The 13,463-nt window shown below is 61.4% G+C and carries 11 protein-coding genes; 1 reads left to right on the top strand and 10 read right to left on the bottom strand.

Features of this window, described 5'->3' with window-relative positions; all coding sequences use genetic code 11:
- Positions 1-45: 45 nt before the first annotated feature.
- The 7 genes from IEC33019_RS16020 to puuE form a co-directional block, all read right to left on the bottom strand.
- Positions 46-828: an outer membrane protein OmpK gene (locus tag IEC33019_RS16020; RefSeq protein ID WP_043214863.1), complete on the bottom strand. Its 783-nt coding sequence runs from the start codon at positions 826-828 to the stop codon at positions 46-48.
- A 352-nt stretch (positions 829-1,180) separates the two neighbouring features.
- Complete coding sequence (locus tag IEC33019_RS16015; protein WP_070092146.1) at positions 1,181-1,966, bottom strand: outer membrane protein OmpK; 786 nt, start codon at positions 1,964-1,966, stop codon at positions 1,181-1,183.
- Positions 1,967-2,101: 135 nt separating this feature from the next.
- Positions 2,102-3,454, bottom strand: a complete 1,353-nt coding sequence (locus tag IEC33019_RS16010; protein ID WP_070092145.1) for a nucleobase:cation symporter-2 family protein — start codon at positions 3,452-3,454, stop codon at positions 2,102-2,104.
- Positions 3,455-3,603: 149 nt separating this feature from the next.
- Positions 3,604-4,932, bottom strand: coding sequence for a urate hydroxylase PuuD (locus tag IEC33019_RS16005; RefSeq protein ID WP_070092144.1), 1,329 nt, complete (start codon positions 4,930-4,932; stop codon positions 3,604-3,606).
- Positions 4,933-5,003: 71 nt separating this feature from the next.
- Positions 5,004-5,507 (bottom strand): ureidoglycolate lyase, encoded by a 504-nt coding sequence (locus IEC33019_RS16000; protein ID WP_043214855.1) that lies wholly within the window; start codon positions 5,505-5,507, stop codon positions 5,004-5,006.
- Positions 5,508-5,601: 94 nt separating this feature from the next.
- On the bottom strand, positions 5,602-6,117 hold the full coding sequence (gene uraD / locus IEC33019_RS15995; protein WP_070092143.1) for a 2-oxo-4-hydroxy-4-carboxy-5-ureidoimidazoline decarboxylase: 516 nt from the start codon (positions 6,115-6,117) through the stop codon (positions 5,602-5,604).
- Positions 6,117-7,043, bottom strand: a complete 927-nt coding sequence (gene puuE / locus IEC33019_RS15990) for an allantoinase PuuE (RefSeq protein WP_043214851.1) — start codon at positions 7,041-7,043, stop codon at positions 6,117-6,119. The genes uraD and puuE overlap by 1 nt, the downstream gene beginning before the upstream one ends.
- 389 nt (positions 7,044-7,432) lie before the next feature.
- On the opposite strand from puuE, the gene uraH reads away from it, so the two are divergent.
- Positions 7,433-7,786, top strand: a complete 354-nt coding sequence (uraH, locus tag IEC33019_RS15985; protein WP_043214849.1) for a hydroxyisourate hydrolase — start codon at positions 7,433-7,435, stop codon at positions 7,784-7,786.
- Between the two features lie 87 nt (positions 7,787-7,873).
- Here the strand turns inward: uraH and IEC33019_RS15980 are convergent, their stop codons facing one another.
- The 3 genes from IEC33019_RS15980 to IEC33019_RS15970 form a co-directional block, all read right to left on the bottom strand.
- A complete protein-coding gene (locus IEC33019_RS15980) occupies positions 7,874-9,226 on the bottom strand; it encodes an HlyD family type I secretion periplasmic adaptor subunit (RefSeq protein WP_070092142.1) in 1,353 nt (450 codons plus the stop codon).
- A gap of 150 nt (positions 9,227-9,376) precedes the next feature.
- The gene (locus IEC33019_RS15975; protein ID WP_099593749.1) at positions 9,377-11,512 is read right to left on the bottom strand and encodes a type I secretion system permease/ATPase; all 2,136 of its coding nucleotides are present in this window, start codon (positions 11,510-11,512) and stop codon (positions 9,377-9,379) included.
- Positions 11,513-11,587: 75 nt separating this feature from the next.
- Positions 11,588-12,961 carry a TolC family outer membrane protein gene (locus IEC33019_RS15970; protein ID WP_070092140.1) on the bottom strand — a complete coding sequence of 458 codons (1,374 nt, stop codon included), beginning with the start codon at positions 12,959-12,961 and terminating at the stop codon, positions 11,588-11,590.
- Positions 12,962-13,463 lie beyond the last annotated feature (502 nt).

Raw genomic sequence — 13,463 nt, 5'->3', positions numbered from 1 at the left:
GCGTCACAGCGCCCCCTATTAGGGGCGCTGTGACGTTTCAGTGCATCAGAAGTGGTACTTGAGCAGGAAACTCATGGTGTTCTGATCGGTGGTGAAGCCATCGCTGTCTTTAATGCCGTACTTGTTCTTCCAGTAGTCGTACTCGATACCTACGTACAACTGCTTCTCGCCTACTTTCAGCGCCTTGCCCAAGTCGTACTTGACCTGCGGGTTGAAGTGCAGGTTGGCGTGGTAGTCGCCACGGCGGTTCTCGTCGTTGTCCACGACCCAGTCCATGAAGCCATCGATGAGGATGTCAGACGAACCCACGGGAATGGTGTAGGACCAGACCGGGGTGATCTGCCAGACATTGTCACCCGGACGGCTGCCGTCGGTGGTGCGCTGGTAGAAGTTCAGCTGGAAGTAGTCAAAGCCTGGGATCGCCAGGTCGAAGCCTGGACCGATCAGGTAGGACTCGGTGTCGCCCTCGCCGAACTCATAGGTCATGGCCAGCAGCACGTCTTTGATCGGGCCGAACTCGAGCTTCTGGTCGAAGATCTTGCCGAACGACAGACGCGGGCTGATCTCGCCGTAGTAGGTGTTGGGGCCGTTGTTCGCGTCTTTCTTGCCTTGGTAGAAGATCTTGTCGACGAAGATGAAGTTGTCGCCGTACTTCCACCCGTCGGCGTGTTCGAAGGTGACGGTCTGTTGGGTTTCAGGGTTCACCTTGAAGTTCTTGCCCCACAGGTAGGTGAGGCTGTTGTTCTGCCATTGCAGCAGATCGCCGGCGAAGCTGGCACCGGACGCCAGCAGGCCGCCGGCGAGAATCAGGCTGTTGATGGTACGCATTGCGCAGGTCGCTCCCTTGAGTGGATCTGTTGTCAGCGCTCTTAAGGCGCATTTTTTGTCTTTTGAGTCAGTTTTTTTCGATTGGCCACAGCTAATTGGCAAGAGCTGCGCCAACGTTTCCGGTTGGTCACAACCATCCTGCTCGACTACGTTCTGAACGGATGAAATGGGTGTTTCAGGCTGGCAACACGTTGGCCAACCGCCCTAATTCATTGACTGAGCGGTCAGTAAACGCGGGCAGGATCCTTCCTGCCCTGATCGAGGGGCGCGCAGATTACCCACTTGCGCGCTTGGCCTCAAGTACTCCGTCCGGGAGTAACTATGGCATAAAACCTGAACTTAGAGTCAACTTTTAGAAGTGGACTTTCACCAAGGCGCTGGTGACGCTCTGATTGCTGTCGATGTTGCCGCTGTTGTCGATGCCGTACTTGTCTTTCCAGTAGCTGTATTCGATACCCACATACAGTTGCTTGGCACCCCAGTTCAACGCTTTGCCCAGGTCGTACTTGACCTGTGGGTTGAACTGCAGGTTGGCGTGGTAGGTGCCACGGCGGGTCTCGTCGTTGTCCACCACCCAGTCGATGTAGCCATCGATGAGGATGTCGGATTTGCCCACGGGGATGGTGTAGGACCAGTTCGGGGTGATCTGCCAGACGTTATCACCTGGGCGGCTGCCCTCGGTGTTACGTACGTAGAAGTTCAGGTTGAAGTAGTTGAAGCCCGGCACGTTCAGGGCGAAGCCAGGGCCGATCAGGTAGGCTTCGTTGTCACCTTCACCGCGCTCGTAGGTCATGGCGATCAACACGTCCTTGACCGGGCCAAACGAGAGGTTGCGGTCGAAGATCCGGCCCAGTGACAGGCGTGGGCTGAATTCGCCGTAGTAGGTGGTAGGACCTTTGTTGGCATCGGCCTGGCCGTTGTAGAAGATTTTGTCGATGAACAGGAAGGTGTCGCCGTACTTCCACCGGTTGGCGTGTTCGAACGTCACCGTCTGCTGAATACCTGGGTTGACCTTGAAGTCCTTGCCGTACAGGTAGGTCAGGCTTTCGCCGTGCCACTCCAACAAGTCGCCCGCGACGGCGGGGAGGGTGGCCAGCAGGCTGCTGCCCAGCAACAGGGACGAAGTGATGCGTTTCATGTTGAGATTCCCGGTTCTTGTTCTTGTTTGTGGTTTTTTGACGCGCAAGCGCGCCCCCTGCGACCCACATGCGTGGGTCACCGGTGTTGCGGTTACTGCATGGAAGAGCGGGGCGGCAGGGCTACCGCCCGGGGCTCAATGCTGGTGGGCTGCGTTATGCACGGCGCGCTCGGCGCCACCCAGGATGTTGAACAGCAGGTTCAGCACCAGGGCACTGACCGTTGCCATGGCGATACCACTGTGGGTGATAGGTTCCATCCACTGTGGCATCTGCGCGAAGAACTCTGGACGGACCACAGGGATCAGGCCAAAGCCTACGCTGACCGCGACCAGCAACTGATTACGACGGTCGGAGATGTCCGCTTCCTGAAGGATCTTGATGCCTGTGGCGGTGACCATGCCAAACATGGCGATGGACGCCCCGCCCAGTACCGCAGGCGGGATCGAGGCGATCAGGAAGGCCGCCTTCGGCAGCAGGCTGAGCAGGATGAGCAGGGCGCCAGCGACGATGGTGACGTAGCGGCAGCGGACCCCGGTCATCTGTACCAGACCGATGTTCTGGGCGAAGGAGGAGTGGGTGAAGGTGTTGAAGAAACCCGCCACGAACGATGCGCCGGCGTCGCACATCAGGCCACGACGCAGCATGCCAGGGGTGACTTCACGGTCGGTAACCTTGCCCAGCGCGAGGAACATGCCGGTGGACTCGACGAAAATGATCACCACCACCAGGCACATGGACAGGATCGGGGCCAGGCTGAAGGTCGGCATGCCGAAGTGCAGTGGCGTCACCACTTGCAGCCACGGTGCCTCGGACAGACCGGAGAGATCCACCATGCCGATCGAGCCGGCCAGGACATAGCCCAGACCCATGCCGACCAGCACCGAGACATTGACCCAGAACCCCCGCATGAAGCGGTTGATCAGCAGGATGACCGCCAGTACCAGGCCTGCGACCAGCAGGTAGATCGGCGAGCCGAAGGTATCGGCTTCCTGACCACCACCGGCCCAGTTGACCGCGACCGGGAACAGCGACAGGCCGATCGAGGTGATGACGGTGCCGGTGACCAGTGGGGGGAAGAACCGCACGACTTTGGACATGAACGGGGCGATCAGCATGCCGAAGAATCCGGCGGCGATGGTCGCGCCGAAGATCCCCTGCAGGCCTACGCCGGGCATGCCGGCCATGGCGACCATGCTGCCGACGGCAGCGAAGCTGGCACCCATCATCACCGGCATGCGAATGCCGACGGGACCGATACCGAACGATTGAACCATGGTGGCAACGCCAGCGACCAGCAGGTCGGCGTTGATCAGGAAAGCGACTTCTTCACGAGACAGTCCGGCGGCCTGGCCGATGATCAAAGGCACGGCAATCGCGCCCCCGTACATCAGCAGTACATGTTGCAGACCCACCAGGATCAGTTGGAACAGGGGCAGAGGCTGTCGTGGGGGCGCAACGGGGATGTACGCCTTGCGGGACTCGGACATGCAGCACCTCGAGTTTTGTTTTTATTCTCGGATCCAAGCGTCGGACGCCAGGGTGGCAGGCTCGAAAGCCTGGGGTTCCCGCTCTGGCGTCCTAGCTCGATGCTAGCTACGTACTACTTACAGCTTGACGTGGGGTACAGCGTGCAACGTCAGTTGACCGGAGCGCCTTTGGCGATCCAGGCACCGACCATGTTGCGTTCTTCCTGGGTCATCTGGGTGATGTTGCCCAGCGGCATGATCTGGCTGGCGACCGCCTGCGCTTGGATGCGCGCGGCCTGGGCCTGGATCTGCTGCGGGGTGTCGAACATCACGCCGGCAGGCGCGGCGCTGAACAGCGGGCTGGTCGGCTTGGCCGAGTGGCACACGGTGCAGCGTTCCTGGATGACGTTGTGGATCTTCTCGAAACCACCCGGGGCGGCCTGGGCGGTTGCCTGGGCAGGTGCTTCGGCCGGTGCGGCAGGTGCCTCGGCGGCCTTGGCGGCGTCTTCGGCACGTTGCTCGGCAGCGGTCTTGCCACCGATGGCGGTTGCCGGCAGCGGTTGGTACTCGACCTTCGCCGCGGCTTGCTCAGGTGCGCTCGGCATTGGCTTCGGACCGGTCACATAGGCCAGGCAGATCATCGCCAGGGCGCCGACAGGCAGGGTCCAGGCGTACTTGTTGCTGTCGTGGCGGGTGTTGAAGTAGTGACGGATCAGTACCGCGGCTACTGCGATCCCGGCCAGGATCAGCCAGTTGTACTGGCTGCCGTAGGTGCTCGGGAAGTGGTTGCTGATCATGATGAACAGCACCGGCAGGGTGAAGTAGTTGTTGTGACGCGAACGCAGCAGGCCCTTGGCCGGCAGGACCGGGTCAGGGGTTTCGTTCTTCTCGATGGCCGCCACCAGCTGGCGCTGGGCTGGCATGATGATGCGGAACACGTTACCGACCATGATGGTGCCGATGATCGCGCCGGTGTGCAGGTAGGCACCGCGACCGCTGAACACCAGGCTGAAGCCGAAGCAAGCCGCGATGATCAGAACGAACAGCACGCCACCCAGCAGGGCGGGTTTCTTGCCCAGTGGCGAGTCGCACAGGAAGTCATAGATGAACCAGCCGGCCACCAGCGAACCGATACCGATGGCCACGCCCTCGGCACCGCTCAGGGTGCTGCCAGGTGCCAACAGGTACAGGGTCGGGTTCCAGTAGAACACCACGCAGAGCAGGGCGATACCGGACATCCAGGTGAAGTAGGCTTCCCATTTGAACCAGTGCAGGTTCTCGGGCATCTTCGGCGGGGCGAGCTTGTACTTCTCGAGGTGGTAGATACCACCGCCGTGGATGGCCCAAAGGTCACCCGACAAACCGTCGCGCGGATTGCTCCGGTTCAGGTTGTTTTCCAGCCAGACGAAGTAGAACGATGCACCGATCCAGGCGACACCGGTGATCATGTGAACCCAGCGGATGCTCAGGTTCAGCCATTCGTGAAGGTGTGCTTCCACAGTATGTACCTCTTGCCGGTCACCCATTCAGGCTCTGCATGACTGCTTTGCCTCGGATGACCGACCTTTTCTTATTGGTGGGGATTGAGGATCAGCATCTGATCCTCGGTGAAGTAATGCTCATCGCAGTTGTTGCCGGAACCACTGCGATCAACCACCAGGAAATCATCCCGCTTTTCGATCGTCAGCACCGGGTGGTGCCAGACGCCGCGATGGTAATTAACGCCCTGCCTGCCATTGCTGCGGAAGGCACGGACCAAGCCTGATACAGGTGCATCGCCAACTGGCGCGACCACGATCAGAAAGGGGTTGCCGAGCAGCGGGATGAAAGCCTGGCTGCCCAGCGGATGGCGTTCCAGCATGCGTACGGTCAATGGCATCTCCAGGGCGTCGGCGCGGAAGATGCTGATGATCGCTTTGTCCTCAGGCTCGGCGGTCTCGACCGTGGCGAGCTTGTGGAAGCGCATGGTCGACCCGTTGTTGATCATGAAGTGGTCGCTGCCATCGGTTTCGATCACGTCACCGAAAGGGGCGAAGGCTTCTTTGGTCAGGGGCTCGATCACTAAAGTGCGCATGCGGTTATCTCTTTGTTCTGTGTTCTGTTTAGGGTGTGGGCCAGGCCCCGGGGCGAGCGTGTCGCGCACGCGGGGCAGGCCATCGCACCGTCTGTTAAAGCTGCAGCAGGCGGAACAGGGCGATCAGGTTGATCTGCGCCAGGGCTTCCTTGAATTCGGCATCGGCGTCGTTGTGGATGCGTTTCTCGAAGGAGGCGAGGATCTGGTGCCGGTTGCTGCCCTTGACCGCCATGATGAACGGGAACTTGAACTTGGCTTTATAGGCATCGTTGAGTTCGGTGAAGCGGGCGAACTCTTCGGCGGTGCACTGGTGGATGCCGGCGCCGGCCTGTTCATTGGTGCTGGATTCGGTCAGCTCGCCCTGGATGGCAGCCTTGCCGGCCAAGTCCGGGTGAGCGTTGATCAGCGCCAGTTGGTCTTCATGGTTGGCGCTGAGCAGGATGTCGCTCATGCGCTGGTGCAGCGCCTCGATCTCGTCCAGTTCGCCCAGCTGACCCAGGTCGTAGGCTTTTTCGGCAACCCACGGCGAGTGCTCATAGATGTCGGCGAAGACCTTGACGAAGGCGTCGCGGTCCAGGGTCGATGGCTTGAGGGTCTTGAAGGCAGTCATCAGGCGTTCTCGTTCTTGTACGGGTGGGTGGCGTGCCAGTGGCGGGCGATGTCCACGCGGCGGGCGAACCAGACCTGGTCATGGCTCTTGGCGTATTCGACGAAGCGCTTGAGGGCGGCCAGGCGAGCCGGGCGGCCGACCAGACGGCAGTGCAGGCCGATCGACAGCATCTTCGGCGCTTCGGCACCTTCTGCGTAGAGCACGTCGAAGGCATCCTTGAGGTACTGGAAGAACTGCTCGCCACAGTTGAAGCCCTGGACCTGGGTGAAGCGCATGTCGTTGGTGTCCAGGGTGTAGGGGATCACCAGGTGCGGCTTGCCGGTCGGGTTGTTCGGCTCCCAGTAGGGCAGGTCATCGTCGTAGGTGTCGCTGTCATAGAGGAAGCCACCTTCCTCCATCACCAGGCGGCGGGTGTTCGGGCCAGTGCGGCCGGTGTACCAGCCCAGCGGTCGCTCGCCGGTCAGTTCGGTGAGGATGCGGATGGCTTCGAGCATGTGCTCGCGTTCTTGCTGCTCATCCATGTACTGGTAGTCGATCCAGCGGTAGCCGTGGCTGCAGATCTCGTGGCCGGCTTCGACCATGGCGCGGATCACGTCAGGATGGCGCTGGGCGGCCATGGCGACGGCGAAGATGGTCAGGGGAACGCCGGTTTCCTTGAACAGCTTGAGCAGGCGCCAGACGCCGGCGCGGCTGCCGTATTCGTAGAGCGACTCCATGCTCATGTTGCGCACGCCTTGCAGAGGCTGAGCGGCAACCATTTCGGACAGGAAGGCTTCGGACTCCTTGTCACCGTGCAGGACGTTGCGTTCGCCGCCTTCTTCATAGTTGAGCACGAAGGACAGAGCGATGCGTGCATTCCCCGGCCAGTGCGGGTGAGGTGGGTTGTTGCCGTAACCGATCAGGTCGCGAGGGTAGTCAGCGCTCACTGCAGTCTTCCTTCTTGTACGTTAGTGCGGGTGGTGGGCGGACCGCGTCGGGATGTCGCACCACCGGATGAGGGTGATTGTATACAACTTCTTGAATCATTTGTAAGCCTGTTTTTCCGCATTTCTTCCCTTTTGTCGGCTGGGAATCGATTGCAATAAACCTGCCTGATCGGTCAGATAACGACATCAAGGTCGGCATGGGGCCTGTCTTTGCGGCGAATGCTGCATTTATCGAGAGGGTGAGGGGGTTGTGCAAGAGGGGTTCAAAAAATTGTGTACAATTTATCGAGAAAGTGTCTTAATGGCGCCATTCCCGCACACCGCAGGCCGTTGGCGCGGTGATTGCCGTATATTTTTTGCCCACGCATACGACAAGAGGCGACAAGCAAATGGGACGTTTGACCACACACGTACTGGATGCCGCTCACGGCTGCCCGGGCAGCTCGATCAAGGTTGAGCTGTACCGTGTCGAAGGCCAGCAACTGGAGCTGGTGAACACTGCCCTGACCAACAGCGATGGCCGCGTCGACGCGCCGCTGCTGCAGGGTGAAGACTACCGCACTGGCGTCTACCAGCTGCAATTCAGCGCGGGCGACTACTACCGCGCCCGTGGTGTGAAACTGCCGGAGACCGCCTTCCTGGATGTGGTCGTCCTGCGCTTTGGCATCGATGAGAAGCAAGAGCACTACCACGTGCCGCTGCTGATCTCGCCTTACAGTTACTCGACCTATCGTGGAAGCTAGTTGGTCGCTAGAAGAATCTTCGTAGGTCCTTATGCCCGCTCTCACACTGGCGGGCTTTTTTTTGCCCGCCATTTGGCAATGGCCTGCTCAGCGCTCGCGCAGCGCCTCTGTCCGGGCCTTGAGCACCGGTTTCAACAGGTAGTCGAGCACACTCTTGCGCCCGGTGATGATGTCGACCGTGGCCACCATTCCCGGAATGATCAGCAAGGGTTTGTTGTCCCCGCCCAGGTGGTTCTTCTCGGTGCGTACCTGGATCAGGTAGAAGGCGTTGCCCTTGTCGTCGGTCACGGTGTCGGCACCGATCAGCTCAAGCTTGGCCTTGAGCCCACCATAGATGGTGTAGTCATAGGCACTGAACTTGACCATCGCCGTCTGCCCCGGGTGCAGGAAGGCGACGTCCTGCGGTCGGACCTTGGCCTCGATCAGTAAGTTGTCCTCGATCGGCACGATCTCGACCAGGTCGCTGCCAGGCTGCACCACGCCGCCAATGGTATTGACCTTGAGCAGCTTGATGATCCCGCGCACCGGCGACACCACGGTGGTGCGGTTGACCCTGTCGTCGATGGCGATGCTGGTGGCGGTGATCTTCGACAGCTCCGTGCGTTTGTCATTGAGCTCCTTGGCCGCCTCCGAACGGAAGGTGGCGTCGGACTCCTGGATCTTGCTCTTGATCTCCGCCACGGCAGCCTCGGCTCGTGGGATCGCCAGGCTGGTTGCATTGAGCTGGCCGCGTGCTTCAACGGCGCGCTGCTTCAGGCGCAGGATCTCCACGGGTGAAATCGCCCCGGTGCCCACCAGCGGAGTGGACATGTTCAGCTCCTGTTGCAGCAGGCCCAGGGCCGAGCGGTACTGGTCGACCTTGGAGCGAAACTCGGCCAGCTCCTGGGTTTTCTGTCGCAGTTGTTCGTTGAGGGTCTGCTTTTCGCTTGCCAGGCGGCGCTGGCGCGACTCATACAGGGCCGTTTCGTCCTCGGCCACCTGGGGCGCCTTGGCGCGCACTTCGTCCGAAAGGCTTAAGGGGCGGCCTTCGGATTCGGCTGACAAGCGCTCGACCTGGGCCGTCAGGGCATAGCGGTCGGCCTCGCTCTCACCCTTGTTGGACAAAAACCGCGTGTCGTCCAGGCGCAGCAAGGTGGCGCCTTTGTCGACCATCTGGCCCTCACGCACGAAGATCTCGGTGACGATGCCGCCTTCGAGGTTCTGCACGACCTGCACCTTGCTCGACGGGATGGCCTTGCCTTCGCCTACGGTGACCTCATCGACCACCGCGAAGTGGGCCCAGGCCAATGCCGTGAGCAGCAGGCCGGCCGTCAGCCACACGGTCAGGCGCGACAGGCGGGGCGAGTCCTGCAAGGTGGCGCCGGCCAGCTCCGGCATGTAGTCGCGTTCGGCGCGCTTTTCGTTGCCGTGGGGGCTGCGGATGCTCTGGCTCAGGGACATGACCTACCTCTCTTTGACCCACACGATACTCACGGATTTGGCCGTACCCTGTGGGCCGCTCTCATCTGTTTCGCGGTGCTTGCAGCGGGTTTACCCGCGAAGAAGGCACCACAGCGCGAAACAGTCGCTCCCTCAGGTTTTGTGCGCTTGCTACAAGGCCGCGCCGATGCGGCCTTTACGCAGGGCATCGATGACCGCGTCCTTCGGCCCGTCGGCGACGATCTTGCCGTTGTCCAGCACCATCAACCGGTCCACCAGGCTCAGCAGGGAGGTGCGGTGGGTAACCAACAGCACGGTCTTGCCGGGGACCCAGGCCAGCAGGCGCTGGCGCAGCTGTTCCTCGCTGCTGTTGTCCATGTGGCTGGTGGGTTCGTCGAGGATCAGGATCGGCGGCTCCAGCAACAGTGCCCGTGCCAGCAACACGCACTGGCGTTGGCCACCGGACAGCAACTGGCCGCGCTCACCCACCGGGCGGTCGAAGCCTTGCGGGTGTAGGCGGGCCAGTTCGCTGACGCCGGTGAGCTCGGCCACCTCAAGCATGCGCGCGTCGCTGACATGGCGAGCCCCCAGGGTGAGGTTGTCGCGCAGGCTGCCGGCCAATAACGGCAGGTCATGGGCGACATAGCCCATCTGGCCGCGCAGGTCAGCGATGTCCAGCTGGCGCAGGTCGAGGTTGTCCAGCAGCACCTGGCCTTCGTCCGGATGATGAAAGCCCATCAGCAGTCGGGCGAGGGTGCTCTTGCCCGAGCCACTGCGCCCGATGATGCCGATGCGCTCGCCGGGCTTGATGCTCAGCTGAACATCCTGCAGGGCAAGGGCGGTCTGGCCGGGGTAGCGGAAGCTCACATGATTGAGGGCAAGCCCACCTTGCAGTGTGGTGTGTTCCAGGGCTTGGTGCTCGGGTTGGCGCTCCTGGGGCAGGGCCATCAGGGCGTCGGTGCTGCGCATGGTCAGCTGGGCCTGCTGGTAGCGGGTGATCAGGCCGGCAATCTGCCCGAGTGGCGCCAACACCCGGCTGCCGAGCATGTAGCTGGCCACCAGGGCGCCGACACTGAGGTTGCCGGCGATGATGCTGTAGACGCCGGCAACGATGGTGGCCATGCCGCAGAACTGCTGGATGAACAGCGTGCCGTTGCTGGCCAGGGACGAGAGGTTGCGGGCATGGGCATCGAGGCGGGCGATGGCGCCGTTGGTGTGCTCCCATTGGTACTGGCGCTCGCTCTCGGCGCCGCAGGCCTTGAGCGTCTCCAGCCCGCCGAGGGTCTCGATCAGCAGGGCCTGGCGCACCGAACCCAGGCTCAGGCTCTTCTGCACCGTGTCACGCAGGCGCACCTGGATGAACAGGGCAAACGCCACGGCCACCGGGAAGGCGATCAGCGGGATCAGCACCAACCAGCCGCCGAGCAAGCCGATCACCAGCAGCATCAGCACCACGAATGGCAGGTCGATGATACTGGTGAGCGTGACAGCGGTGAGGAATTCGCGCAGGCCCTGGAAGTCATGGATGCTCTGGGCGAAACCGCCAATGGTGGCGGGCCGGGCTTTCATGGCCATGCCGGTGATGCGTTCGAAGAGGGTGGCAGAGAGGATCAGGTCGGTCTTCTTGCCGGCCTGGTCCAGCAGATGGGCGCGAACCATGCGCAGCACCAGCTCGAAGGCCGTGCCGATGAACAGGCCGACGACCAGCACCCAGAGGGTCGAAAGCGCCTGGTTGGGCACCACCCGGTCGTAGGTCTGCATGACGAACAGGGGCACCATCAGCCCCAACAGGTTGATCAGCAGGCTGGCCAGGAGGGCATCGCCATACAGCCAGCGCGAATGCTTGAGGGTGTCGCGAAACCAGGCGTCGACCCGTGGGATGAGGGGGGTGCGCAGGTTCTCCAGGGTGTGGCGGGGGCGGGCGAACAGTGCCTGGCCGGCGTAGGCCTGCTCCAGTGATTCGCGTTCGATCCATTGCTCGCCACCTTCGGCTTCGCACGGCAGGATCAGCGCCCGACCATCGTCGCCCCAGCGTTGCAGCACGGCACTGCGGCCATCGTTGAGCAGCAGCAGCACTGGCAGATTGAGCGGCGAAATGGCGCCCAGGTCCCGTTGCAGTACCCGTGCCTGCAGGCCGGCACGTGCAGCGGCACGGGGCAACAGCTCGAGGGGGAGGCGCTGCTCCGCTAGGGGCAGGCCACTGCACAGGCCTGCGCGGCTGGCAGGGCAGCCGTGCAGCTTGCACAGGATCAGCAGGCCATCGAGCAAAGGATCATCAACATCCAGGCGCGGTTGCGCGCTTTGCATACTGGTCACGAGGGTCTACTCCTGCCGCGGTGGAAGCCAATCCTCTCCGGAACAACAGCCAGCAGTGCGTCGAAACTACCGCATGTCAGGCAACCGGGCCTCGTTGCGTACTTCAGTCTTGGCAATGGCCTCCGGCGGCAGCGAAATGCGTTGCTTGCTCAGCAGCTCGCCCATGTTCGCCAGCACGCGATACATGGAGAACTCCTCGGTGTAGCGCACTTCGGTGTAGCGGCGGTTGGCGTTGTACAGCTCGTTTTCGCTGTCGAGCAGGTCGAGCAGGGTGCGCTGGCCGAGGCCAAACTGGTCTTGGTAGGCGGCGCGTACCCGTTGGGTGGTCTCGGCGTATTCGCGGGCGGTCGGGGTTTGCTTGCGTGCGTTGTTCATGGCGTTCCAGGCCAGGCTCAGGTTTTCGTTGAGTTCGCGCAGGGCATTGTTGCGGATGTCCATGGCCTGGTTGATCTTGTGCGCATCCGACTGTAGACGCGCCTTGTCACTGCCGCCGCGGAACAGGTTGTAGTTGAGCTCGACGCCGGCCTGCCAGTCGTTGTTGTCATGGCCGCGCTGGCCGGCGATGTTGTTGTTGGCACCGGTGGCCAGCACGGCATCGAGGCGTGGGTAGAAGGGCGACTTGGCCACTTCGTACTGTTGCTCGGCGGCATTCACGTCGGCTTGGGCCGACTTGAGGTAGGGGTTGTTCTCCAGCATGCCCTGGCGGGCCAGTTCCAGGGAGGTGGGCACCTCGCCCTTGATGGTCACCGGTGTTTCCAGCTCATCGGGCATTCGCCCGACCACGCTGTAGAAGTTGGCCTCGGCGTCGGCCAGGTCGACCTCGGCGGTATCCAGGTTGTTCTCGGCCAGGGCCCGACGGGCGTGAGACTGGTCCAGGTCGGCATTGCTGCCTACGCCGCGTTCGCTGCGCAGCCCGATCTGGTCATTGACCCGCAGGTGGGCTTGCAGGTTGTTCTTGGCCAGGGTCACCAGTTCGCGACGCTTGAGCACCTCCAGGTACACCTCGATCGCGCGCAAGGCCACGGTTTCGGCCGTGGCCTGGGTGAAGTAGGCACGGGAATTGGCCACTGCCTCGGTACGGCCTACCTCGTTGGCGGTATTGAAGCCGTCGAAGAGCATCTGCCGCAGACGCAGTTCCGACTGGGTATAGCTGAGGGTTTCCTTGTTGTGGTTGCGCGAACCATCGGGGTTGAAACCACGGGTGTTGGTATTGTCGGAGCGTTGGCGGCCATAGCCTGCGATGAGGTCGACACTGGGGTAGTAGCCTCCGCGCGCGAACTTCACATCCTCGTCAGCCGACAAACGGCTGTTTCGGCTGGCGCTGATTTCGGGATGTTGGTCCACCGCGTTCTGGACCGCCTCGGTGATCGACATCGCCTGAGAGTTGGCGCACGCCATGGCCAACAGAATTGCACTGGTGATGGGGGTTAGAACGCGCATGGGGTACATCTCCCTGGTCTCGAAAAAGTCCTGCAATCGCCAAAAAAATGACGAAATATAAGAGTCAAACCGTTTCAGGTTTGTAACAACAGAGCTAAGAACATTTATCAGGCGATCTAAGAAGATTTCCTCATAAGACTTATGCGAAAAAAAACTTATGCGCTCTAAGAAATACCGGACATTGTTCTACTCAGGTCGTCCGTTAACTAAGCACTCGCGCTTTGTTTTTCGGGCCTCTGATAAAAGTTCCCGTTTTTCTTGCAGCAGAGGGCAGGGATGTAACGAGGGGAGGGAGGCAGGACGTTATTTGGCGACATTTTATTGACATCTGTCATTTTGCCATCGCGTTTTGCAGGATTCATCGTCGACTGTCATCCAAAGGCCTTGATCTCCCGAGAAACCGGGGCCTGACACGGTTTTCGACGCATCGCTGGGGTCAACGCGGCGATCTCCACCTTCCTCCAAGCGCCTTGCGTTGCAGGAATCACTCGGCAATGGAGGC

This window comes from Pseudomonas putida, assembly GCF_002741075.1.
Lineage (GTDB): Bacteria > Pseudomonadota > Gammaproteobacteria > Pseudomonadales > Pseudomonadaceae > Aquipseudomonas > Aquipseudomonas putida_T.
The sequence above is the reverse complement of the archived record's forward strand: the minus strand, read 5'-3'. Positions and strand labels throughout refer to the sequence as shown.